The sequence below is a fragment of the Streptomyces sp. NPDC048275 genome, from assembly GCF_040652275.1.
Lineage (GTDB): Bacteria > Actinomycetota > Actinomycetes > Streptomycetales > Streptomycetaceae > Streptomyces.
The window spans coordinates 1-24,394 of record NZ_JBEZLR010000022.1; the positions used below are offsets into that span (position 1 = coordinate 1).

At 71.0% G+C, this 24,394-nt stretch carries 14 protein-coding genes; 5 read left to right on the forward strand and 9 right to left on the reverse strand.

Annotation, left to right across the window (positions count from 1 at the left end; all coding sequences use genetic code 11):
* The 6 genes from AB0D57_RS15745 to AB0D57_RS15770 all read right to left on the reverse strand — a co-directional run.
* The coding region (locus tag AB0D57_RS15745) for an Ig-like domain-containing protein (protein WP_362072020.1) at positions 1 to 2,420 on the reverse strand (2,420 nt) is incomplete at its 3' end.
* Between the two features lie 500 nt (positions 2,421 to 2,920).
* Positions 2,921 to 5,086, reverse strand: a complete 2,166-nt coding sequence (locus AB0D57_RS15750; RefSeq protein WP_362072022.1) for a beta-L-arabinofuranosidase domain-containing protein — start codon at positions 5,084 to 5,086, stop codon at positions 2,921 to 2,923.
* Between the two features lie 229 nt (positions 5,087 to 5,315).
* Positions 5,316 to 7,313: a beta-L-arabinofuranosidase domain-containing protein gene (locus AB0D57_RS15755; protein WP_362072024.1), complete on the reverse strand. Its 1,998-nt coding sequence runs from the start codon at positions 7,311 to 7,313 to the stop codon at positions 5,316 to 5,318.
* A 49-nt stretch (positions 7,314 to 7,362) separates the two neighbouring features.
* Positions 7,363 to 8,184, reverse strand: a complete 822-nt coding sequence (locus AB0D57_RS15760; RefSeq protein WP_362072172.1) for a carbohydrate ABC transporter permease — start codon at positions 8,182 to 8,184, stop codon at positions 7,363 to 7,365.
* A 28-nt stretch (positions 8,185 to 8,212) separates the two neighbouring features.
* Positions 8,213 to 9,175, reverse strand: coding sequence for a sugar ABC transporter permease (locus AB0D57_RS15765; protein ID WP_362072026.1), 963 nt, complete (start codon positions 9,173 to 9,175; stop codon positions 8,213 to 8,215).
* 53 nt (positions 9,176 to 9,228) lie between these two features.
* Positions 9,229 to 10,545 carry a sugar ABC transporter substrate-binding protein gene (locus AB0D57_RS15770; protein ID WP_362072028.1) on the reverse strand — a complete coding sequence of 439 codons (1,317 nt, stop codon included), beginning with the start codon at positions 10,543 to 10,545 and terminating at the stop codon, positions 9,229 to 9,231.
* Positions 10,546 to 10,835: 290 nt separating this feature from the next.
* On the opposite strand from AB0D57_RS15770, the gene AB0D57_RS15775 reads away from it, so the two are divergent.
* From AB0D57_RS15775 to AB0D57_RS15795, 5 genes are all read left to right on the forward strand, one after another.
* Complete coding sequence (locus tag AB0D57_RS15775) at positions 10,836 to 11,864, forward strand: LacI family DNA-binding transcriptional regulator (protein WP_362072030.1); 1,029 nt, start codon at positions 10,836 to 10,838, stop codon at positions 11,862 to 11,864.
* Positions 11,865 to 12,208: 344 nt separating this feature from the next.
* A complete protein-coding gene (locus AB0D57_RS15780; protein ID WP_362072032.1) occupies positions 12,209 to 12,367 on the forward strand; it encodes a hypothetical protein in 159 nt (52 codons plus the stop codon).
* On the forward strand, positions 12,367 to 15,642 hold the full coding sequence (locus tag AB0D57_RS15785; RefSeq protein WP_362072034.1) for a discoidin domain-containing protein: 3,276 nt from the start codon (positions 12,367 to 12,369) through the stop codon (positions 15,640 to 15,642). The genes AB0D57_RS15780 and AB0D57_RS15785 overlap by 1 nt, the downstream gene beginning before the upstream one ends.
* A 12-nt stretch (positions 15,643 to 15,654) precedes the next feature.
* Positions 15,655 to 17,154, forward strand: a complete 1,500-nt coding sequence (locus AB0D57_RS15790; protein ID WP_362072036.1) for a family 43 glycosylhydrolase — start codon at positions 15,655 to 15,657, stop codon at positions 17,152 to 17,154.
* Positions 17,155 to 17,293: 139 nt separating this feature from the next.
* On the forward strand, positions 17,294 to 17,434 hold the full coding sequence (locus AB0D57_RS15795) for a hypothetical protein (protein ID WP_362072038.1): 141 nt from the start codon (positions 17,294 to 17,296) through the stop codon (positions 17,432 to 17,434).
* A gap of 167 nt (positions 17,435 to 17,601) precedes the next feature.
* Here the strand turns inward: AB0D57_RS15795 and AB0D57_RS15800 are convergent, their stop codons facing one another.
* The 3 genes from AB0D57_RS15800 to AB0D57_RS15810 all read right to left on the reverse strand — a co-directional run bounded on the left by AB0D57_RS15800 (position 17,602) and on the right by AB0D57_RS15810 (position 24,320).
* Positions 17,602 to 18,879 (reverse strand): sulfite oxidase, encoded by a 1,278-nt coding sequence (locus tag AB0D57_RS15800; RefSeq protein WP_362072040.1) that lies wholly within the window; start codon positions 18,877 to 18,879, stop codon positions 17,602 to 17,604.
* 348 nt (positions 18,880 to 19,227) lie between these two features.
* The gene (locus tag AB0D57_RS15805; RefSeq protein ID WP_362072174.1) at positions 19,228 to 21,426 is read right to left on the reverse strand and encodes an SWIM zinc finger family protein; all 2,199 of its coding nucleotides are present in this window, start codon (positions 21,424 to 21,426) and stop codon (positions 19,228 to 19,230) included.
* Between the two features lie 71 nt (positions 21,427 to 21,497).
* Positions 21,498 to 24,320 carry a DEAD/DEAH box helicase gene (locus AB0D57_RS15810; RefSeq protein WP_362072042.1) on the reverse strand — a complete coding sequence of 941 codons (2,823 nt, stop codon included), beginning with the start codon at positions 24,318 to 24,320 and terminating at the stop codon, positions 21,498 to 21,500.
* Positions 24,321 to 24,394: the final 74 nt, after the last annotated feature.

Genomic DNA, 24,394 nt, shown 5'->3' on the forward strand with positions numbered 1-24,394 from the left:
CTCACCGACTGCCCCACCACCGACGGATCCGGCGACGACACCACCGTCGTACTGGTCCCCGCCGCAGCCACCGTCTGCGTGTCCGTACCGGTCGAACCGGTGAAGTCGCCGTCACCGCCATAGACCGCCGACACCGCGTACGGGCTGCCGGTGGTGGAGGCGTAGGCGTGCGTGGCCGTCGCGGTACCGCCGACGACCGGCACCGTCACCGTCGCGCTGCCGTCACCGAAGTCGAAGGTGACCGTCCCCGTCGGCGTACCCGCACCCGGCGCCACCGGCGCCACCGTCGCAGTGAAACTCACCGACTGCCCCACCACCGACGGATCCGGCGACGACACCACCGTCGTACTGGTCCCCGCCGCAGCCACCGTCTGCGTGTCCGTACCGGTCGAGGAAGCGAAGTTGCTGTCCCCGCCGTAGGACGCGCTGATGGAGAACGGGCTGCCGGTTGTCGTGGTGTAGGTGTGCGTGGTTGTGGCAGTGCCCCCGGCGACCGGCACCGTCACCGTCGCGCTGCCGTCACCGAAGTCGAAGGTGACCGTCCCCGTCGGCGTACCCGCACCCGGCGCCACCGGCGCCACCGTCGCGGTGAAACTCACCGACTGCCCCACCACCGACGGATCCGGCGACGACACCACCGTCGTGGTCGTCACCGCCGGCAGTACGGTCTGGGTGTCCGTGCCGGTCGAGGAGACGAAGTTGCTGTCCCCGCCGTAGGACGCGCTGATGGTGAACGGGCTGCCGGTTGTGGTGGCGTAGGTGTGGGTCACCGTCGCGGTACCACCCACCAAGGTCACCGTCTCGGCCGGGCTGCCGTCACCGAAGTTGATGGTGACAGCCCCCGTCGGCGTGCCCGCACCCGGCGCCACCGGCGCCACCGTCGTGGTGATGGTCACTTCCTGGCCGACCGTCGACGGATCCGGCGCGGACGTGACCGTCGTGGTCGTGGCCGACTGACCGACGGTGTGCGTGTCGGTGCCCGAGGAACCAGCGAAGTTGCTGTTCCCGGCATAGGTGGCAGTGACGGCGAACGGGCTGCCGGTTGTCGTGGTGTACGTGTGGGTCACCGTGGCCGTGCCGCCCACCAGGGTGCCGCTCTGGGTCGGCGACCCGTCACCGAAGTCGAAGGTGACCGTCCCCGTCGGCGTACCCGCACCCGGCGCCACCGGCGCCACCGTCGCGGTGAAACTCACCGACTGCCCCACCACCGACGGATCCGGCGACGACACCACCGTCGTACTGGTCCCCGCCGCAGCCACCGTCTGCGTGTCCGTGCCCGACGACGTGACGAAGCTCCCGGCGCCGCTGTAGGTGGCCGTCACCGTGAACGGGCTGCCTGTGGTGGTGGTGTAGGCGTGCGTGGTGGTGGCAGTGCCACCGGCCAGCGGCACCGTCACCGTCGGCGACCCGTCCCCGAAGGTGAACGTGACCGTGCCCGTCGGCGTGCCCGCGCCCGGCGCCACCGGCGCAACCGTCGCGGTGAAACTCACCGACTGCCCCACCACCGACGGATCCGGCGCGGACGTGACCGTCGTGGTCGTCGCCGCCGGCAGCACGGTCTGGGTGTCCGTGCCCGTGGAGGGTTTGAGGTTGGCGTCCCCGCTGTAGGTCGCGGTGACCGCGTACGGGCTGCCGGTGGTGCTGGTGTAGGTGTGGTTGACCGTGGCCACACCTCCCACCAGGGGAACCGTCACCGGCGGCGGCCCGTCGCCGAAGGTGAAGGTCACCGTTCCTGTGGGCGTGCCCACCCCGGGGGGCACCGGCGCCACGGTGGCGGTGAAGCTCACCTGCTGGCCCGTCACCGACGGATCCGGCGAGGAGGTCACCGTCGTCGTGGTGGCCGCCTTGTCCTGCACCGTGTGCGTGTCCGTCCCTGAGGACGGCAGGTAGTTGGCATCCCCGCCGTAGATCGCGGTGATGGTGTGCGGGCCGACGCTCAACGCGTTCGTGGTGACCGTCGCCGTTCCCCCCACCAGCGGTGCCGTCAGGGTCGGCCCCCCGCTGATGACGAAGGTGACCGTGCCCGTCGGCGTGCCCGTCCCCGGCGCGACCGGCGCCACCGTCGCCGTGATCGTCACCGCCTGGCCGAAGGTCGACGGATCCGGTGCGGAGGTCACCGTCGTCAGGGTGGACGCCTTGAGGACCACCTGGACCGTGGTACCCGTCGACGGGGTGAAGTTGGCGTCACCGCTGTAGGTGGCGGTGACCGGGAGGCTTCCGACGGGCAGGTTGGTGACCGTCACTGTCGCGGTACCGCCCACGAGGGGTGCCGTCACGGTCGGCCCGCCGCTGACGGTGAAGGTGACCGTCCCCGTCGGAGTCCCCGCCCCGAGGGGGATGACGGTCGCGGTCAGCGTCACCGGCTGACCGATGACCGAAGGATTCGGCGAGGTGGTGGCTAAGGTCAGGGTTGCAGGCATGGATCGGCCCTCCGCAGGAGTCTGGGTTGGTTGGGGCCGCCTCTCGTCCCCCACTGCCAGGGGCCGCTATCAGCGGCGACGGGTGCTGGGCAGGCACACCGTCGTCCCTCGGCAGAGAGTTGGGCGACTCCGGTCGGTCCGACCAGTACGCTCCCGGCCGGTTCCGCCATGCCAGAACAGTGACGCCGGAATCCCCCGAACAGCGGAGCGGGCAACCCGAACAGCGGAGCGCACAAGCCGTGAGCGGCGCGGAAACCGCCTACGAAACCGGCGTGCATCGATCGCTGTGCGCCGGGCCGGACAGTCAGCCGGAGGGAGAACGCGGCGGGCGGCCGGGATCGGGATGCGTGCCGGGAGAGTCGGCACGCATCCCGCATGTTCCAGGGGCGGTGTCCGCCGAGGGGCTGCTTCGTCGCCGGCCTGAGCCGTTAGCGCCTGTCAGCAGCCGACGCAGAAGGTGGCGTAGGCCTTATCCGTCGTGGTGGAGATCGGTGCCGACCTCAGCGCTTCAGGTCCGCGCGGCCCGCGGCCGCGACGACGCGATCCCGCTCGGTGCGCGTGAACAGTCCCTCGGACAGCCATCCGTCCGCGAGGGCGCGTACCGCCCCCACGAAGCGGCCGGAGGTGGCGAAGGGAGCCTGCTCCCAGAGCACATCGAGGAAGGTCAGACCGTCACCGCGGGCGCGGTTGGGCACGCCCGAGTCGGTCGTACCGAACACGACGACGGGTTCTGAGCGCTTGAAGTAGGCGTGGTAGGGGGTGTCGTCCGCGACGTGGAACGGTGCGAGGGTCAGGCCGTGCGTGGTGAAGTGCATCGGACGGCCCTCGGGTTGGATCGAGTCGGCGAGATCGCCCCGGAGCGTGAAGTCCTTGTAGAAGGAGAACGCGCGGAATTGCGGTTCCTGGCTCCGAGCGACCAGCAGGACCGGCCCGTAGAACACCGACTGGACGGCGGGGTCGTCCAGGGCCCTTTCGATGCGAAGGCGGTAGGGAGTGGAGATCCGGATCCGGTCGCCGCGCCGCCAGCTTCTGCTCAGGGTGAGGTAGCTGCCGGGCACCGCCTCGGCCCCTTGCCGGACCCCGTTGACCGTGACGCTGAACCCTCCCGTGGCCCAGGACGGAACGCGGAGTCTCACGTCGAGTCTGCCGCTGCCCTCACGGATCGTCAGGGTACGTACGCCCTCGGCCGGGTACTCGCTCGTCTGCTCGATGACGAAGCCCCTCTGGGACCACCGCAGTGTCGAGGCGAGGTAGAGGTTGACGTACAGGGCGTTGCCGTCGGCGGAGCAGAAGTAGACCGAGTCCTGGTACTTGGTGTGGTTCTCCATGCCGGTGCCGCCGCAACAGGTGCCGGTGTTGTCGTACTCGCGCTGCGCCCCCGGGCCCATCCCGACGAAGTAGGTGACCTCCGGGCTGTCCGTGCTGGGGGCGTCCCGGCGGGAGGCGAGGATGTGGTTGGTCAGGCCCCGCTCGTAGTAGTCCATGTAGGCGGGGTCCTGCTCGTGGAAGAACAACTGCCGGCTCAGCTTGAGCATGTTGTACGTCGCGCAGGTCTCGGCGTTGTTGTCGTCCAGGGTGGCCGCGATGGCGCCCCTGGCGCGGAACATCTCGCCCTGACCCGTACCGCCCAGGCTGTACATCCGGGGGCCCGCCACCATGCCCCAGAAGTTGCGGGCGGCGTCGGCGTACTCCTCCTCTCCCGTGGCGTCGAACAGCCGCAAGTAGCCGGTGAACTGCGGGATGTGCTGGTTGGCGTGCCTGCCTTCCAGGATGTCGCGATCCTCGGCGCAGGCGTTCAGCAGCGCGGTGTTGTCGAAGCAGCGAGCGGCGGCGAGGTGTCCCTCCCGGCCGGTGAGGGCGTACAGGTCCGCCAACACCTCGTTCATCCCGCCGTACTCGCCTGCGATGTAGATCGACCACATCCGCTCCAGCTGCGCCGTCGGCAGGGGGCTGAGCCTGCTGTGCACCCAGTCACCCATCTTCGAGGCGATCTCCAGGGCCTGCCCGTTCCCGGCGAGGGTGTGCGCGTCGAGGAGACCGCGCATGATCTTGTGGCAGGTGTAGTACGGCGCCCAGATGGTGGGGTACGTCGTGTAGCTCTCCAGCAGGGTGAACTGAGTCTCCGGATACGCCGCCAGGTAGCCGGGGTGGCTGGGCCTCGGCGACCCGTGCTCCGCCAGCGCCTGCTGGCACTCGCCGAGCGCTCCGACCAGGTAGTCCAGTTTGGCCTTGAGCGCGGCCTCCTGCGTGTCGGCGTACGCCTGGGCCACGAGGGTGAGGAAGTGGCCGCCGTAGTGGCCGCGCAGGTTGCCGTCGGAGGTCTCCCAGCCGCCGGGCGGCCGGGCACCACGGGTGTCGAGCCCGGCGTTGGCCCGGAAGACCGCCAGGATGCGGTCGGCCGGGTACGCCCTGGCGTAGTCGAGCATCAGGTCGCGCTTGCGGCGGAAGACACCGTCGTCGAGCGTCACCTGGTCCAGCGGGAAGGGGCGCACGGCCCAGGTGGGCGGGGCGGGCACCGGAGCCGCGGCGGCCCGGACGGGCACCGCGGGCGGGACCGGGCCGGTCGCGCCGGCGTACGCCGAGGGGGTGGCGTACGCGAGCGGGGCCGCGGCCGCGGTCCCGGCGGCGAGTCTCAACAGACGGCGGCGGGTGGGGGGTTGGGACATGCACGGACTCCGATCATCGGTCATCGGTGATGGGTCGTCGGTCATCGGTCATCAGTCGTCGGTCATCGGCGGGTACGGGCGGCGGTACGGCGACCGCGCGGTCAGGGAGCAGCGATCACGGTGACGGTGACCGTGGCACGATGGCTGCTCCCTGCCACGCTTCCCCTCACCTCGAAGGTGCCCGGCCCGGCGTACCGGTGACGGTGCCGTCTTCGCGGTCCGTGCACGGCTACCTCCCTGTGGGGGTGGTGTCCGGCGGGGCGGGACGGCCCGGTTCCACGGCCGGCAGCCACACCCGTACCGTCGAAGGCCCGCGGTTGGCCCAGGAGTGGTAGGGGACCAGGACGATCCCCGTGCGGTCGGCGGAGGGCGGGACGGCGGCCCTGTCGAGCGGCCGGTACGGCCAGGTCTCGTCGTGCTGTGCGTCGTACGCGGTGATCTGCCCAGCGGTGACCACGGTGCCGTCCGGCCCGTCCTCCGGCGCGACGGACGGGTCCACCCGAATCACGTCGACGTCGTGTCCGTCGGGCAGGTCCACGGACTCCGCGCAGTACACCAGCGGCCCGCGCTGGACGGCCACCGTGCCGCGGACGGCGTCGACGCGCGGGTCGGCCCGGATCCAGCGCGGCCGTACGGGCAGTTCGAGCCGGATCTCGTCACCGGGCCGGAAACTGCGGGTCACCTCGGCCATGCCCGGGGCCACCGCACGGCGGGTCCCGTCCGGGTCGACCAGCCACGCCGTGGCGCCCGCCGTCCACGCGGGGACGCGCAGCGACACGGTCCACGGGCGGTCCGACGACGACCGGTCGATGCGCACGGTCACGCTTCCGCCCGACGGATAGTCGGTACGGACGCGCAGCGCGACCCCGTGGCCGTCCTCGAGCGAGGTGGCGATCTCCGCGTCGGCGTACTGGTGCAGCTGCACGCCGTGGTCGTCGGCCGTCGCGAGGTACGCGGGCAGCTGGGCCAGCGTCCGCGCCACATTGGTCGGACAGCAGGACACCGCGAACCAGGGCGCGCGCAGGCTCGACTCGGCGCGCGGGCTCACCGCGTCCACGGCGGGCACGGCGCCCCGGTGGCGTCGGTGCAGGGTGTTGGCGTAGAAGAAGGCCCGGCCGTCCTCCGCCGGGGACGTCGCGACCACGTTGAACAGGGTCCGCTCGGCGAGGTCGGCGAAACGCGGCTCGCCGGTGGCCAGCAGCAGCCGCCAGCTGAGCATCACGGAGGCGACGCCGGCGCAGGTCTCCGAGTAGGCGCGGTCCGGCGGGAGGACGAAGTCGTCGCCGAAGGACTCGTCCCGGTGGTGCGAGCCCATGCCGCCTGTCAGATAGGTCCGTCGGGCGACCGTCGCCTCCCACTGCCGTACGACCGTGTCGAGCAGGTCGTCGTCCCCGGTCTCCACGGCCACGTCGACGGCGCCGGCCGCGAGGTAGAGGGCGCGGACGGCGTGGCCGCGCAGCACCGTGGCTCGGCGTACGGGCATGTCGTCCTGGTAGTAGACGCGGCCGAACTCGCTGTCGGCGAGCGTGCCGTGGCCGCGGCGGTCGACAAAGAGCGCGGCCTGGTCGAGGTAGCGCTGTTCCCCCGTCAGCCTGGCCAGTTCCACCAGGGCTGTCTCGATCCCGGGGTGGCCGCAGACACCCTCGATGCCGCCCCGCCCGAAGGTGGCGCAGACGTGGTCGGCAGCCCGTCGGGCGATCTTCGTCAGCTCGCCCTCGCCCCGAGCCCGGGCCTGGGCCACGCCCGCCTGGATCAAGAACCCGTGACAGTAGAGCTCGTGGCCCCATTCGAGATCGCTGTAGCGGGGCTGCTGTCCGGGGTGGCCGAAGGCGGTGTTCAGGTAGCCGTCCGATTCCTGGGCGAATGCGACGGCCTCGGTGAGTGCGGCGATGTCCGTGTCGAACGTGCCCGAGGTGCCGGCCTGCCAGGCCATGGCTTCGAGGAGCTTGTAAAGCTCGGAGTCGGCGAACTCCCGGCCACGCCGGTCCCGGTGGATGCGGCCCTGGGCGGCGGCCCGGAAGTTGCCGGTCCAGCCGACGCGTTCCATCCAGTCGCGGCAGTGGCCGAGGGAGGCGCTCTCGTTGGTGTGCCGGCGGCGGGCCCAGAATCCCCCGGTGATCCTGACCTCGTCGAGACCGAGTGGTCGCAGCCTGCCGCGGGTCGGCGCCACCGGAAGGACGAGTGACCCCGCTGTGTTCTCCTTCACCACTTCATGCCTTCGGTTCATCCCTTCGGTTGTCCCGGTTGTCCGGCCAGGTCGTTTGACGCGTCAGCCATCAGCCCTTGAGCGCGCCGGACATGAAGCCCCGTACGTAGTGCCGTTGCAGCAGCAGGAAGAGGACGAGGCAGGGCACGGCGAGGACCACCACGCCCGCCTCGGTGGCGCCGTAGTCGACGGCGCCCATGCTCTGCTGGCGCAGATTCGCGACGGCCAGTGGCAGCGGCGCCTTCTCGCTGTCGGAGATGAGGATCAGCGGTGCGATGAAGTCGTTCCAGGCCGCGAGGAACGCGAAGAGGCCGACGGTGATCAGTCCCGGTCGCACCGCCGGGAGGAGGACCCGCCGCAGCGCGCCCGCCGTGCCGCAGCCGTCGACCAGCGCCGACTCCTCCAGTTCGCGCGGCACCGCCTCGAAGGAGATCCGCATCATGAAGGTGGCGAACGGCAGTTGGAACATGGCCAGCACCAGGCTCAGCCCGATCAGTGAGTTCTGCAGGTGGAGTCTGCCGAGCAGTACGTAGAGGGGGATGAGGAGGGTGGCGTAGGGGACCATGAGGATGGCCAGGGTCACCAGGAACAGCAGGTTCTTGCCGGGGAAGTCGAAGCGGGCGAAGGCGTAGCCGCCCAGCAGCGACACTCCGAGGGTCAGGGCGACGGTCAGCGCTGAGACGACGGTGCTGTTGAGGAGGTATCGCCACAGGCCCGCGTCGTAGTCGAGCAGCGTGCGGTAGTTGCCGAGGCCGTAGCCGGATTCCTGTGCGGTGCCGGGCTGTCCGCTGACGGAGGCCCAGGCGTTCCACAGCAGCGGGAAGAGGAAGATGACGGCCAGACCTCCGGCGACGACGTAGTGGGGCGTCCGGCCGAGGGCGCGGGTCAGCACCGTGGTGTCCCTTCTCATGAGATACGGCTCATGACTCGTCGGCGCGGCGCAGACCGCGGAACTGGAGGACGTTGAGCAGGAGCAGCACGGCAAGGACGGTGATCGACAGGGCCGCCGCGGTGCCCAGATTCAGCCGCTGGAAGGCCTCGCGGTAGATCAACTGGACGACGGTGACGGTGCTGTTGTCCGGTCCGCCCTTGGTGAGGATGAAGAACTGGTCGAAGGCGAGCAGGGATCCGGTCACGCAGAGCAGCAGGGTCAGGGCGAGGGACGGCCGCAGCAGTGGCAGCGTGATGGAGCGGAAGATCTGGCCGCGGCTCGCGCCGTCCATGCGGGCGGCCTCGAACACCTCCTGGGGGATGCGCTGGAGGCCCACGAGGAGGATCAGCATGTAGAAGCCGGCGAACTTCCAGACGATGAGGAAGACCGTCGACAGCAGGGCTGAGGTCGGTGTGCCGAGGAAGGACACCGGGTCGTCGACGAGGCCGAGTTTTCCCAGGAGGCGGCTGAGCGGACCGGTGCTGGGGCTGTACAGGCCCCAGAACAGCAGGGACGCGGAGGCCAGTCCCAGGGCGCCGGGCAGGAAGTAGACCGTACGGAAGAAGCCCGCCCCGGGCCGCGACTCCTGCACCAGCAGGGCGAGAAGGAGGGCGAGGCCGAGGAGTACGACGGTGACGATCGCCGTGTAGAGGAGAGTGAAGCGGACCGCGGGCCAGAACAGGGTGCTGTCGGTCGCGTCGGTGTAGTTCTCGGGGGCGTTGAAGCCCCGGTCGCCCGCGAGGAGCGGCCAGTCGCTGAGCGACATCTGCCCGACGAGCAGCAGCGGCAGCAGGAAGAACACCGTGACGAACACGGCCGTGGGGGCCGCGTAGGCGAGACCCTGTACTTTGCGGGACCGCCACCGGGGCGGGGTGGCGCGGGACGGGCGGACCCGGTGTTCCGGCCGGGTCCGGGGTTCGGCCGCCGCTGGGTCGGCTGCCTTCACCTGCATGACTCTCCTCTGCCGTGTGACGTGGGAGGGGTGCTGCGGGAGCCGGGTGCCGGTCAGTCGGCCAGTGAGGCGCTGACCGCGTCGTTGTCCTTGTCGACGGACGTCCCGTCGCCGAAGACGGCGTCCCGCATCATGCTCAGCCAGGGCCCGTTGGGGTCGTTGAAGGTCTGGCCGAACTTCAGCGCGTACGGGGTACGGCCGTCGGCCACGAGTTCGTTGATCGTCACCAGCCGGGGGTCCGCCTCGGAGTACTTGTTGGACGCGAGGTCGGTGCGCGCCACCACGTCCTTGTGCGCGGCGACCACGTCGACCTGTGCCTTGTCGCCCAGTGACCAGGCGAGGAAGTTCCAGGCCTGGTCGGCCGACTTGCTGGTGGCGGCGATACCGATGGCGTCACCGCCGACGAAGGTGGACCTGCCGCCGTCGGGTCCGGGGATGGGCGCGACACCGAGGTCGAGGCCCTTGGGCATCAGCCCCAGGGTGGTCGACGGCATGGGCATGACGCCGACCTCGCCCTTCGGGAAGACCCCGGTCCAGGTCGTGCCCGTCTCCTCGCGTGCGCCGGGGGCCACGATGTCGTCCTTCACCCACCCGCGGTAGGTGTCGTAGACCTTCTTCGCGGCGTCGGAGGCGAGAGTTGCCTCGGTTCCCTCCTTGTTCAGCACCTCTTCCCCCGCGGCCCAGACGGACGGCCACCAGGTGAAGACGCCGCAGCCGCCGCAGTTGCCGCCGAAGAAGGTGCCGTTGACGCCGCCGCCCAGCGCGTCCACGGCCCGTGCCTGCCGGTCCCACTCGCTCAGGCTGGTGGGCGGCTTGTCGGGGTCGAGCTTCGCCTTCCGGTAGAGGTCCTTGTTGTAGAAGAGCACCGACAGGTCGAGGGTGTGCGGCACGACGTACTTCTTGCCCTCGTACGTGCCGGCCTTGATGTGCGACTGGGCGAGGTTCTCGGCGAAGGGCAGGGCGTCGACGCGTTCGGTGAGGTCGGCGAACAGCCCGCTGGAGGTGTAGTTCGGGACGAACACCACGTCGGAGGCGAACAGGTCGGGCAGGTCCTTGGACCCGGCGGCCGCACCGACCTTGGCCTGATAGTCGTCGGTGGGGACGACGGTCAGCTCGATCTTGTTCTGGTGGCTCTCGTTGTACGCCTTGACCAGCGCCTCGCTCTGCGGCCGGGTCGCCGCACGCGTCCACATCGTCAGCGTCGCACCGTCGTCGACGCCGTCGGCATCCGCCGCCCCGCTCCCTCCCCCACCGCCCGAACCGCCGTCCCCCGACCCGCACGCCGTGACCAGACTCGCCGCGGCGAGCAGGGCGACGGTGCCGGTGACGAGGCGGCCTACGCGTCCACGTGGTCCGATCGTGCTCCCCATGTTCGCTCCCCCTCTTGTCGCGGCAGGCCGTACGCGGCCTGCCGTCGGGACGATGGATGCCGATGGCTGTGGTGGCGCTGGACTGTACGGCGGACGGCGGGAAGGGGCCGAAAAGGTTTTCTGAGACGCTAGGACTCGACCTGGTGCCCGTCAATCCCCTTGCAGCGAGCGGGTGTCGACGGATCATCGAAAGGCAGAGCGGATCCGGCTCCGAAACCTTTCGCGTACTGTTTTACGCCCGACGCATCAGCCTCGACGGCCCGGCCCACGACACGAGACAGGAGTACCCCATGGCACAGGTCACCGACCCCTCTCGTTCGCAGCCCGCCACACTCAGCGACGTCGCCCGGCTGGCAGGCGTATCCATCGCCACCGCGTCCAAGGCCCTCAACGGCCGCAGCCAGGTGCGCGCCGAGACCCGGCAGCGGGTGATCGACGCGGCCGAGCGGCTGTCGTTCCGGCCCAACCAGCTGGCCCGCGGTCTGCTCGCCGGGCGCACAGGCACCGTAGGTCTGCTCACCAGCGACCTGGAGGGCCGGTTCAGCATCCCGATCCTCATGGGTGCCGAGGACGCCTTCGGAGCGGGCGAGGTCGCGGTGTTCCTCTGCGATGCCCGTGGCGACGCGATCCGCGAGCAGCACCACGTCCGCGCGCTGCTGGGACGCCGGGTCGACGGCCTCATCGTGGTGGGCAGCCGGACCGACCCGCGCCCGTCCCTGGGCCGCGAGTTGCCCGTCCCCGTCGTCTACGCGTACGCCCCGTCGGAGGATCCGGCGGATCTGTCCATCGTCCCCGACAGCGTGGGCGCCGGTCGGATCGCCGTGGACCATCTGCTCGCCTGCGGCCGTCACCGGATCGCGCACATCACCGGCGACCCCGGGTATCTCGCGGCGCAGGAGCGGGCCGAGGGTGCCCGGTCCGCGCTCGCCGACGCCGGCCTCGCCCTGGTCGGCGAACCACGGTTCGGGGTGTGGTCGGAGGGCTGGGGACGGGCGGCCACCGCGATGCTGCTCGACCAGCACCCGGACGTCGACGCCGTCCTGTGCGGCAGTGACCAGATCGCTCGCGGTGTCATGGACGTACTGCGCGAACGGGGCCACCGGGTGCCGGAGGACGTGGCGGTCATGGGCTTCGACAACTGGCAGATCCTTACCTCCGCCTCCCGCCCACCGCTGACCAGTGTCGACTTGAACCTCGAACAGGTCGGGCGGGCGGCCGCACACGCCCTGTTCAGCGCGATCGCCGGGGCACGGCGCTCGGGCGTCGAGACCCTGCCCTGCCGCGTGGTGATCAGGGGGTCCACCGCGCCGTTGTCCTGAGCACCGCGGCCGGCGCCCGGTGTTCCGCAACAGCCGGCTGCGACGCCTGGCCATCTCGTGGACAGGTGGGGCCGCTCGCGTCCCTCTTGACACTTCCAGGGCCCACACTTACGTTGCGAAAACCTTTTAGGTTCGTTTCAGCACCTCTCGGGGACGCAGGGGACCACTCCCCTGAGCGGTCCCCTTCCTCGCACTTCAGCGCTTCCACGTGCACAGCCCTATAAGCACAGCCTCACAGGCACAGCTTTATGTCATGAGCACTACATGAGCGACGGCAGCCGATGCCCCGTCACCATGCGCGCCCGGGTGCAGACGCTTGCTGTCGACCGGACAGGGAGCATCCGATGAGAAGACGACGGACGGCGGTCCCCGGCGGGGCCAACAGCGCGTCCCACCGGTACGACGTCGGCGCACGAGGCGACGGCAGCACGATGCGGCTCCGGCCGAACGCGGCCTCGAAGGCCGCTCACTTGTCGGGCGTCCAGGAACGGCAGGCCCTGTGATGAAGCGCCTTCTCGTCGCACTGGTGCTCATCGTCTGTTCCGTCTTCACCGCGACCCCGGCCCACGCGGCGCAGACCATCGGGTTCCCCACCTTCAGCGGGCCCGCGATCCCGGCACCGCCCGTCGCCTACACACCGGGCGACATGATGCAGAGCATCTACGACGCGGAGAGTTCGGGGACCGACTTCTGGATGGACCGCCTGCTGGCCCGCTCCGGCGACGACCCGGCGGGACCGTGGCTGATGAGCCGTGGCCGCGCGGTGTTCATGAAGGAGCACGACCCCTCCCGGCTCGGGTTCGGCGGCAAGGTCGCCTACTGGGAGAGCATCAACGACAACAGTGCCTACACCGTCGCGATCACCCCGGGCACCTTCACCGAACAGGTCTCCCAGCGCCGGCAGGCACCCAGCCACTGGAACAGCGTGCACACCAACGGCTCGGTCACGGTCAACCAGACCAAGTTCATCACCGACAACAACGTCGCCGTGACCAACCTGTCGATCAAGAACAACGGCGGCACTTCCACCACGCTGCAGCTACGGGCCACCTCCCCGTACGCCACCACGGGCACCGGCAGCGAGCTGACCGGGCAGGTGAACGCCTACAACGGCCTCACCACCATCCGCCCGCGGCTCACCGGCGACGGTTTCGCCGTCTCCGGCGGCGGGCTCAACCGGTCCGTGACGATCGCGGCCGGAGCCACGGTGACCGCCAAGGTGGTGATGGGCTTCGTCACCGACGAGATCCCCGAATCGCTCACCGAGTACCACGCCTACGCGGGCTACTCCCCTGCGACCGCGTTCGCCACCCACGTCCGGGCCTACAACCTGTGGTGGGCGAAGAACGTGCCCTACATCGACGTACCCGAAGCCGCGATCAAGAAGAACATCTACTACCGCTGGTGGCTGATGCGCTTCAACAGCCTCGACGCCGACATCCCCGGGCAGACCTTCCAGTTCCCGACCTCGACCGAAGGAGTCCTCGGCTACAACAACGCGATCGCGCTCACCCAGCCGATGCACATCGACGACCTCAAGTACCTGCGCAACCCGGCCTACGCGTACGGGGACTGGATCGGCGTCGGCCAGACCTCCAAGGGCGGCCGCTTCCTCGACAACCCGGGTGACCCGGAGAACTGGTCCAACAGCTACACCCAGTACATCGCCGAGGCGGCGTGGAAGAGCTACCAGATCCACGGCGGCCAGCCCGCGATCGCCGGCAACCTCGCCCGCTACGCGGAAGGCGACGTCAAGGGCCAACTCGCCCACTACGACCACGACAACAACAAGCTCATCGAGTACGACTGGGGCGCCCTGACCGGCAACGACGCCGACGCCGTCTCCTTCCACTGGAAGCCCGGCACCATGGACCGCGCCGAGTCCGCCTATCAGTACAGCGGCGCGCTCGCCGCCGCGCAGGCCTACGAGGCGACCGGCAACACGGCCAAGGCCACCGAGATGCGCACACTCGCGACGCAGATCAAGGACGCCATCGTCAACGTGCTCTGGAATCCGGGCCGGCAACTGTTCGAGCACCGGTTGAAGTCGACCAACGAATGGGTGCCCTGGAAAGAGATCAACAACTACTACCCGTTCTCGGTCGGAGCCGTCCCCGACACAGCGACGTACAAGCAGGCTCTGCGGCTGTACGACGATCCGGCCCAGTACCCGATCTTCCCCTTCTACACGGCGAACCAGGTCGACAAGAAGGCAGCAGCCGATGCCGGGGAGCCGGGCTCGAACAACTTCTCCACCATCAACTCGACCGTCCAGTTCCGGCTGTACTCCTCAGTGCTGCGCAACTACCCCAACTCCTGGATGAACGCGACCGACTACAAGAAACTGCTCTACTGGAACACCTGGGCGCAGTACGTCGGCGGCAACACCCAGTGGCCGGACGCGAACGAGTTCTGGGCCGACTGGAACGGCAGCGCGATCAACTACCGCTCCTGGATCCACCACAACATCCTGGGCAGCGGCAACTGGACGGTGATCGAGGACGTCGCCGGCCTACGGCCCCGTAACGACGCCAAGGTCGAGCTGTCCCCGATCGACATCGGCTGGAGTCACTTCACCGTCAACAACCTCCGCTACCGGGGCGCCGACCTGTCCATCGTCTGGGACGACCCGGCCGACGGGGTGGTGCGCTATCCCGGCGTCCCGGAGGGCTACTCGATCTACGTCAACGGCAACCGGGCCGCCACCGTCAGCTCGCTGGTGCCCCTCACCTGGGACCCGGCCACCGGCGACGTCACCACGAGCGGCACGGTCACCCACCACTCGGCCGTCGCCGGACTGAAGGCCCCCAACCAGGTCGTGCAGAACAGTCCGCAGATGGTCGACATGCTCGCCAAGGCCGGCGTCGATCTGACCGCCGACCTGACCAACCTCGCTTCCGGGGCGACCGTGTCCGCGTCCCACACCGGATCAGGCAGCAACGTCTCCGGCGCGGTCGACGGGTATCCCACCAACGAGCCGTTCTGGGGCGCCGGCGGCTCCGCCAACAGCCAGGACTGGTACGAGCTGAACTTCGGCACTGCCCGCACGCTCAACGAGGTGCGCCTGTACTTCAAGGACAGCCGCCCGGCAAGCACCACCTACCGGGCCCCGTCCGCGTACACCATCCAGTACTACAACGGCAGTGCCTGGGTGAACGCCCCCGGCCAGACCAAGAGCCCGTCCGCGCCGCGGGCCAACTACAACCTGGTGCAGTTCCCGGCGATCAGTGCTCAGCGCATCCGGGTCCTGGCCACCAACGCCTCCGGGGCGAAGACGGGCCTCACCGAGGTCAAGGTGTACAACCGGGGCGGCGTCCAGCCACCGGCCAACCCCAACCTGGCCCTGTCCGCGACGGCGTCCGCGTCGTACACCTCCTCCTGGGAGAGCGTCACCGCGGTCAACGACGGGATCGACCCGCCCTCGTCCAACGACACCGTGAACCCGCGCTGGGGGACCTGGCCGGAGACCGGCCAGCAATGGGCCGAGCTGACCTGGCCATCGGCGAAGACCCTCGACAAGGCCGAGGTGTACTTCTTCGACGACGACCAGGGCATCGACATGCCCGCCTCATGGAAGCTGCAGTACTGGAACGGCAGCGCCTACGTCGACCTGCCCGGTGCCGGCACCTACCCGCTGTCCAAGAACCAGTACAACACCGTCACCTTCACCGCCACGAGCACCACCCGGCTCCGGGTGCTGCTCACCGGCAACGGCACCAACTCCGTCGGCCTCCTCGAGGCAAAGGTGTACGGCCCCACCGCAACCTCCAAGCGATGAAGGGTGTGCCCAGTGACCCGTTCCAGATGCCTGTCCGTGCTCACCGCCGTGCTCGCCATGGTGGTCGCCTTCCTGGTGGCGCCTGCGCCCGCGGCCGCCGCCGTCACCTTCACCTCGACGGGGGTGAACCAGAACGGCGGCAACTGTCTTGACGTCCCGGGCAGTTCGACGACCAACGGGACACAGCTGCGCGCCAACACGTGCACCTCCGGTGCGAGCCAGGCCTTCGGCTTCACCCCGGTCGCGGGGACGGCGGACACCTACACGATCAGTACGCACGCCTCCGGCCAGTGCGTCGACGTCTACGGCGCGTCCACCGCGGACAACGCCACGATCATCCAGTGGACCTGCCACAACGGAACGAACCAGCAGTGGCGGCTCGTCCCCGTGACCGTCAGCGGAACCGACAAGACCTTCAACCTCGTCTCCGTCAGCTCCGGCAAGTGCGTCGCGCCGAGCGGCGGCTCGTCGGCCTCGAACACCGGCCTGGTGCAGCTGCCCTGCGGCACCGCGAACGGCAGGGTGTGGCGCCTGCCCGGCTTCACCGGCGGCGGCACGAGCCCGGGCACCTTCACCAACCCGCTCTCCCAGCGCGGCCCCGACCCCTGGCTCACCTACTACGACGGGTACTACTACCTCGCCACCACGACCTGGAACTCGACGATCACCATGCGCAAGGCCGACACCCTCGCGGGCCTCGCCACGGCCACCGACCAGGTGATCTTCAACCTCACCCGGCCCAACGGCGCCGGCACGATGTGGGCCCCGGAGTTCCACCTGCTCGACGGCCCCAACGGAAAGCGGTGGTACTTCTACTACACGGCCGGACGGGAGCCGTACGACCTGGGCACCCAGCGGATCCACGTGCTCGAAAGCGCGGGCCTGGACCCGATGGGGCCCTACAGCTTCAAGGCGGACCTGCTCGATCCGACCCAGGACAACACCTGGGAGCTGGACCCGGGCATTCTGCAACTGGACGGCAAGCTCTACCTCCTCGGCACCTTCTACAACGGCTCACAGCCCATGTTCATCCGGCCGCTGTCGAACCCGTGGACCGCAAGTGGCACCCGCCGTGTCCTGTCCACCCCGACCTACAGCTGGGAGACGGTGGGCGGCGCGGTCAACGAGGGCGCCGAGGTCCTCCAGCGGGGCGGCAGGACGTTCATCGTCTACTCCGCCAGCCACTGCTCCACGCCCGACTACAAACTGGGGATGCTCACCTACAACGGTGGCGACCCTCTCAACTCCTCCTCCTGGGCCAAGTCACCGAACCCCGTCTTCCAGAGGTCCAACGCCAACGGTGTGTACGGGCCCGGCCACAACGGCTTCTTCAAGTCGCCCGACGGGACCGAGGACTGGATCGTCTACCACGCCAACAGTTCCGCCTCCGGCGGCTGCGACATGAACCGCAGTACCAGAGCACAGAAGTTCACCTGGAACGCCGACGGCACACCCAACTTCGGCACCCCGGCGGCCCTCGGCGTCACACTGCCCTCACCGTCAGGGGAATAGGGGAACAGGGGAATGGCCGGATGAGACGATCTCGGTTCCTGACCCTCTGGGCGGCTCTGCTCACCGTGATGATCGGTTCGGGGCCTGCCACGGCGAGGCCAACCAGACCTTCACGCTGAACAACCCCGCGGTCGAGGTCGTGGGCGGTGACCAGCCGCGGAGCTGGTACGAGAACACGCCCAACGGCGGTGACCGTTACTGGTGGGCCGTCACCAACATGCAGAACGAACGCGCCAGAAAGTTCGGCCTGAACGGCCCCTACCGAAGCTTCCTGTCCTGACGCGCCGACCGTCGGCAGCGAGGCATCGTTGCGATGCCCCGCTGCCGGCCGGGGTGAGCCGAGCGCCCGGTCCGTTGGTGGTCGCGGCAAGATCGGGACTGTCCTGAAGATGGCTCTGTCCCGTGATCGGCGCTCGAAAACACGCCTCCACATGTGCGCGTACGTGGTCAGACCACCTGCACGGGGTGGCGGACCACCGCGTCGAAGAGATAGCCCTGGGTGTTGGGGACGGTCGTCTCCGGCTGGCTGCGGCCCGTCGTGTCGGTGGCGCGGGCCAGCAGGGTGTACGTGCCCGGAGTCGTCGGACGCCAGTCGGTGGACCAGCGGACCCAGCCCGCCCGGCGCGGGGCGTCGTGCAACCGGGCCCGGCGCCAGGTGGTGCCGCCGTCGGTGCTCACGTCGACGCGGACGACGCCCCCGGCGCCCGACCAGGAGCGGCCGGTGAGTCGTTGGTCCGTGGCGGCCGGGAGATCCGCGTTCCAGGCGAGCTCGAAGGCGCTCTTGAGGGTCTGGTGGGTGAGGGGCGCGCTGCCGCCGTCGGGGTACGCGTCGCCGAGAAGCCGGTAGAAGTCGGTGTTCCAGGGCGAGTAGAGGGGCTGGGCCGCGACCTCGATGTCGCCGACCCACTTGATCGAGGCGATGCCCACCCAGCCGGGCACGAGCACGCGCACCGGGTGGCCGTGGTCCGCGGGCAGCGGCTCGCCGTTCATCTCGTACGCGAGCAGCACATCGTCCAACGCCTTCGACAGGGGCAGCGGACGGCGGACGCGACCGAGGTTCGTGCCGTCCGCGGTGACGTACTCCGCGTCGAGGCCGCGGGGCAGCACGTCCACCGCGCGCTGCGTGAGTCCGGCCCGGCGCAGCACTTCGGCGAGCCGTACGCCCTTCCAGTGGGCCGTGCCGATCGCGCCGAGCGTCCATGCCGTGCCGCTGACCGTCTGGCCCTGCTGGGTCGCGAAGAAGCTGCGGCCGTTGCCCGCGCACTCGACGAACGCGGTGCGGCTGGTGGCCGGGAGCCGCTTCAGCTCGTCGAGCGTGAACTCGACGGGTTCCGGGTGGGCGAGGCCGTCTCCCCATACGGTCAGTTTCCAGGTCTCGGCGTCCAGGACCGGGGTGGCGGTGTGGTTCCGTACGAAGAAGTGGTCCACGGGGGTGTGGTAGCCGGTGCCGGCCAGGGACGGGAACTTGGTCTCGGCGTTGGTGCCGCGGATGGTGAACCACTCGTCGGGGAGGGGCTTCACGATGCCGGGGGCGGTCGCGGTGGCGTTTGTTCGGGGGGCGGCCACGGCCGGTGGGGTGGCGAGGGCGGTGGGCACGGCCGCCGTGAGGCCTGCCGCGGCGAGCAATCTGAGCAGGTCACGCCGGGCGACTCCGTCGGCACGGGCCTCGCCCGCCAGCCACTGGCGGAGTCTGCGGCGGTCGTAGGTGGATTCGGGGTGGGGCATGAGGGCCTGCCTTTCGGAGGGCGTGGCGGAGGCGGGGGCCGGCGCGAACGCGCGCAGGGCACGGTGACGGGGACGTACGAGGGGGACGGGTGTCCGATGGCGCCTTGAACGGCGGACCCTGGCGCCGAACGGCGGCTACGTCATCGTCGGCGGGACGCGGCGGCCGTGACGCGTACCGCGTCCGTGGCAGGGATCAGCGACAACAACCGCGCGACAGCAGCGCGCGGGACCGCGGGGCTGAGCGGTGGTTGCCGAGAATCATGCGGCCATCGTACAAGTCAGGGGCCCAACTCACCCTGGAATCACGCCAGTCGGTATCCCCACGCACCATCCCGTCCCGCGCGGCGGTCAGAGATCGCCCGGTGCGCCGAGGCCCGTCAGCGCACCGACGGGGTCGAGGTCGGGGGTGCCTCGGGGCCACCAGTCGTCCTGGCCCGGTTCTGATTCGTAGGCGTACCAGAGGCCGTCATGGCCGAGGCGGAGCTGGGCGTGGCCTCGGGGGTGGGTCAGGCGGTTGCGCCAGGGGCGGAAGGCCGGGAGGTCCGCGGCGAGGAGGAGGGGGCGGGCACGGTCGAAACGGCCCGCCGGTGGGTCCCAGGGCTCTTCGAGGACGGTCAGCCCTTCGAATCCGCCCTGCCGCCAGGCGGCGACCGCACGCGCCAGGTCGGACGGGGTGCGGCCGGCGGCGGAGGCGAGGGAGGAGTAGAGGCCGCGGGTCGCGGCGGTGAGTCCGGAACCGGGGCGGGCCGCGGCGAGGCGTACCGCGTCCTGCCAGAGCGTCAGCTCCGCGACCGGGTCGCGGCCGGTGGTCAGCAGTGCGTGGGCGCGCGCGGCCGCGTCCGTGGCCAACTGGTCCAGCGCGAACGGGTCCGGGCCGCCCGGCGCGCCCGGATAGGTCGGCGGCTGCTCGGGGTGCGTGGGCACCGGCAGGGGCGCGGGGAGGGGCGGCAGCGTGCGGCGCGCGAGGGCGTCACTCGCGCGTACGCCGGGCAGCGGCGCCGGATCCTGTTCCTGGGCGGCGCGGGCCGCGCGGGCCGCATTGCGGCGGGACAAGGCGTCGAGCAGCTCGCGCTCGCCGCGACCACGCAGCAGGAGCAGCACGAAGGGGTCTTCGTCCAGCAGGCGTGCCGTCTGGTAGCAGAGGGCGGCCGCGTGTTTGCAGGGGTGGCCGGAGTCGGGGCAGCTGCACTGTGGTGCGAGGTCGCCGGGGCCGGGGAGCAGGTCGACTCCGCAGTCGGCGAGCGAGCGGGGCATCTCCTTGTCGAGCAGCGCCGCGATGTGCCCGGGCCGCTCGGCGGCCGCGTCGAGGAAGCGGTCCCAGTCGGCCTCGTCCAGCGTCCGCAACCTGATCTGTACGCGATACGGACGCGGACGGCTGCCGTGCACGTACGCCAGCACCAGCCCCGGGGTGACCGTGATGGCGTCGACGTGGCCCTTGGCGGCGTACGCCCGCCCCCGCGCCAGCCGTGCCGCGTCCAGCGCGCCCTTCTCCAGGGCGCCGACCCAGGCATTCCCCCACCACGTCTCCGCGAACGCCGTCGCGTCCGACACCCGCGCCGCGAAGGCCGCGAACGTACGGCGCAACTCCCCGTCGCGCCCCGGGGATCCCATGGACTTCCGTACCCCACCGGCAGAGGGTACGCCCCACTCCTCCGACTCGGACTGCGCCGAGCGCGGCTCAAGGGGTGCCCGGCGTACGCCCCCGGACAGGGCAGATGACACAGCCGAGCCCGCCACGTCCATGCCTTCCGGCAGGGGCGAGCCCGGGGTCGTGTGGGCGCCGCCGGACGGTTCGGGGCTGTGGTTCGGGGTCGGGTCGGCGGTGCTTGTGGGGTGCCCGGGGCGCGGGTCCTGGGTCGCCTGACGCGGCTCGTCCGGGTGTGCCGCGCGGTGCCTTCCCTTCCGGGCGTCCGTTGTCGCCGGTCGCCCGGCGGGCGGTGATGTGGCATCGGGCAGTTGGAACGCTCCGGCGAGCAGGTCTCGTACCTCCTGGGCCTGGGCTCCCCGACCCGCCCTCGGAGCCGGGGAATCGGTCGGCGCGCGGCTCGCGGACCTGCGTGCGGACCGGGCCCCCTTGTTCTCGGCGTCCGTCCGCGCCTGCCTCGCTTCGCTCCGTGCGGCGCGCAAGGCCTCGCGTGCGATGTCACCCGGCCGCGCGCCGCCCGACGCCCCGTCGCCGGAGCGGTCCGGCCCGGTGGCCGCCGTCGGAGCCGGAGGTCGTACCGCACCGGGGTCGGCGCCTGCGCCGGACTCGGGAGCCGGCGCGGCTTCGGCCTCCGCACCGGCGTGGCTGCCCGCACCCGCATCGGTGTCGGCGCCCGCTCCGCTCCCCCTCGTGGCCCCGCGCCGCAAGGCCTCGCGTGCCGCGTCGCCCGGTCGCGCCCCCGGGGAGGAAGCCTCCCGGGGACGCGCGTCGTCCGCACCCGGCGAGGTCGAGGCCGAGGGCGACGGACCCGGCTCGGCCTCGGCCGCCGCCCCCCACGTCTCGCGCTCCCGCGCCGCCCGCAGCGCCCGACGGGCCTCGTCGGCGGGGCGCACCCCGCCCACCGGGCGTGACGGCTCGGCGGCGGGCCTCTCCTCGCCTCCGGCCGCCCGGCCCTCCTCGTCCGCAAGAGCGCTCACGTGGACCTCCGCAGTGACACGAGGTCCGACAGCTCGCGGTCGGTGAGTTCGGTCAGGGACGCCTCGCCGGAGCCGAGGATCGCGTCGGCCAGCGCCCGCTTCGCTTCGAGCATCTCGGCGATGCGGTCCTCCACCGTGCCCTCGGTGATGAGGCGGTGGACCTGGACGGGCTGGGTCTGGCCGATGCGGTAGGCACGGTCGGTGGCCTGCTCCTCGACGGCCGGGTTCCACCAGCGGTCGAAGTGGACGACGTGGCCCGCGCGGGTGAGGTTCAGGCCGGTGCCGGCGGCCTTGAGGGACAGCACCAGGACCGGCGTCGCTCCGCTCTGGAAGCGGTCCACCATGTGTTCCCGGTCGGCGACCGGTGTACCGCCGTGCAGGAGCTCCACCGGGACGGCGCGGGCGGTCAGATGCGCGCTGATCAGGCGGGCCATCCCCACGTACTGGGTGAAGACCAGCGCCGAGCCGTCCTCGGCGAGCAGCGTGTCCAACAGCTCGTCGAGCAGGGCCAGCTTGCCGGAGCGGGCGGAGGGTCCGTGGGCGGCGGCCCGCGCGTCCTCCTTGAGATACAGCGCCGGGTGGTTGCAGATCTGCTTGAGGGAGGTGAGGAGCTTCAGGACCAGGCCGCGGCGCGCGATCCCCTCGGAGGTCTCGATCGCGAGCATCGACTCGCGGACCACGGCCTCGTACAGCGAGGCCTGCTCACGGGTGAGCGGCACAGGGTGGTCCGTCTCCGTCTTGGGCGGGAGCTCCGGGACGATCCCGGGATCGGACTTCTTGCGGCGGAGCAGGAAGGGGCGGATCAGCCGGGCCAGACGCGCCACCGCTTCCGCGTCCTCGCCGTTCTCCACCGCGCGTGCGTGCCGGGCGCGGAAGGACTTGAGGGGGCCGAGCAGGCCGGGGGTCGTCCAGTCCAGCAGGGCCCAGAGTTCGGAGAGGTTGTTCTCCACGGGGGTGCCGGTGAGGGCCACGCGCGCGGGGGACGGGATGGTACGAAGGGCCTTCGCCGTCGCCGAGTAGGGGTTCTTGACGTGCTGCGCCTCGTCCGCGACGATCATGCCCCACGTCTGCTGGGCGAGCCGCGGTGCGGCCGACCGCATCGTGCCGTAGGTGGTGAGGACGAAGCCGCCGTCGAGGTCCTCCAGGGTGCGGTCGGGTCCGTGGAATCGGCGGACGGGGACGCCGGGCGCGAAACGGGTGATCTCCCGCTGCCAGTTGCCGAGCAGCGATGCCGGGCAGACGACCAGGGTGGGCTCGCTGCGGGCCCGGCGCAGATGCAGGGCGATGACGGTGATGGTCTTGCCGAGACCCATGTCGTCGGCGAGACAGCCGCCGAGGCCGAGCGAGGTCATGAGGTCCAGCCAGGCGAGGCCCCGCAGTTGGTAGTCCCTCAGGCGGGCCTGCAGGCCCGGCGGCGGCTCCACCGGGGTCAGGCCGGCCGTCAGGCGGTCCCGCAGCGCGGCCAGCGCGCCGACCGGTACCGCCTCGACCGTCTCGCCGTCGACCTCCGCGGTGCCGGCGAGTGCCACGGACAGCGCGTCGACCGGGTCGAGCAGTCCCAGTTCCCGCTTGCGGGCCTTGCGGACGAGGGCCGGATCGACGAGGACCCACTGGTCCCGCAACCGGACGACCGGACGGTGGGCCTCGGCCAGTGAGTCCATCTCGGCCTCGGTGAGCGGGTCGCCGCCGAGGGCCAGCTGCCAGCGGAACTGCAGCAGCTCCTCGCTCTCGAAGAAGCCGGTGCCGTCCTTGGCCGACCCGGGCGCGGGGCGCACCACGGCGGCCGCGCTCAGGTCCTGCGCGAGGTCGCGGGGCCAGTGGACGGCCACTCCGGCCGCGCCGAGGCGGGTCGCCGCGACGCCGAGCAGGTCGGACAGCTCCTCCTCGGAGAGCGCGAGTACGTCGGGCACGTCCTGTTCGGACAGGCGGTCCAGGGGCGGCCAGACGCGGGCGGCACGGCGGACGGCGAGCGCCGCGTCCACGCGCGCGCGGGGCCCGAACGTGGCGTCGGCGGTGCCTGCCCACAGCGCCGCGGCGTCGACGACGAGCGTGGGGTCGGCGAGGCTGTGCACCTGGACGACGGCCGCGCCCGCACGGTGCGCTTCCTCTCCGTCGTCGAAGAGCTGGTAGGCCGACAGGTCCAGGCGGAGCGAGATCCGGACGCCCGCGTCCATGCCCGCGGCGACCTCGGCGGCCCAGTCCTGGGCACCGGGCAGTCGCTGCGGTTCCCTGGCCGCGAAGGGTTTTCCGGAGGTGTGGGGAGCGGCCGGGGTGCGCGGCAGTGTGTCGGCGACCGCGTCCAGGAAGGAGCGCATCAGCGCTTCCGGTTCGGGCAGCCGGAGGGGGCCCTTGCCGGGGAGCGGGACGGCATGCCCTTCGTACGGAAGGGCGGCGGCCACCGCCCGCAGGTGGGCGATGTCGTCCGGGTCCAGCGGGCCCGCGCGCCAGGCGTCGTGGCCCGTCGCCGTGAGCCCCGGCAGCAGTCGTCCCCGCGCGACGAGCCGCAGCGCGTGCAGCGCGGCCGCACCCCAGCAGACGGTCGCGGGATGCGCGGCGGGGTCGCGGCGCGCCCCGGCGAGCAGCGGCAGGGCCTCGCCGAGCGGCAGGATCAGCGCGGGAGCGGTACCTCTGCGGGCTCCGGATCCATGTCGTCGTACGACCGTCAGCTCGCTCTGCCCGAGGGGCTCGGGCGACTGCAGCGGCTCGCCGTCCGGGTCCCAGAAGGCGACGCGGCCCTCACGCGGCAGCGGTGCGGGCAGAAATACGGCGGCAAGCCGCGTCGGCACAGCCATGTCGATCGTCACTGCCCCGTCCCCCATGCGCCCGGTCACCTCCCGCCCCTCCGTCGAATCAGTTGTCTTCGACTCTACGGGCGGGGTCTGACAACCGGTCC

What these genes read in the sequence shown, in the direction of transcription:
- AB0D57_RS15755 (WP_362072024.1), bottom strand. Translation starts at nt 7,313, where the DNA reads ATGAACCGAAGGCATGAAGTGGTGAAGGAGAACACAGCGGGGTCACTC.
- AB0D57_RS15810 (WP_362072042.1), bottom strand. Translation starts at nt 24,320, where the DNA reads ATGGGGGACGGGGCAGTGACGATCGACATGGCTGTGCCGACGCGGCTT.
- AB0D57_RS15775 (WP_362072030.1), top strand. Translation starts at nt 10,836, where the DNA reads ATGGCACAGGTCACCGACCCCTCTCGTTCGCAGCCCGCCACACTCAGC.
- AB0D57_RS15750 (WP_362072022.1), bottom strand. Translation starts at nt 5,086, where the DNA reads ATGTCCCAACCCCCCACCCGCCGCCGTCTGTTGAGACTCGCCGCCGGG.
- AB0D57_RS15780 (WP_362072032.1), top strand. Translation starts at nt 12,209, where the DNA reads ATGAGAAGACGACGGACGGCGGTCCCCGGCGGGGCCAACAGCGCGTCC.
- AB0D57_RS15785 (WP_362072034.1), top strand. Translation starts at nt 12,367, where the DNA reads ATGAAGCGCCTTCTCGTCGCACTGGTGCTCATCGTCTGTTCCGTCTTC.
- AB0D57_RS15800 (WP_362072040.1), bottom strand. Translation starts at nt 18,879, where the DNA reads ATGCCCCACCCCGAATCCACCTACGACCGCCGCAGACTCCGCCAGTGG.
- AB0D57_RS15770 (WP_362072028.1), bottom strand. Translation starts at nt 10,545, where the DNA reads ATGGGGAGCACGATCGGACCACGTGGACGCGTAGGCCGCCTCGTCACC.
- AB0D57_RS15765 (WP_362072026.1), bottom strand. Translation starts at nt 9,175, where the DNA reads ATGCAGGTGAAGGCAGCCGACCCAGCGGCGGCCGAACCCCGGACCCGG.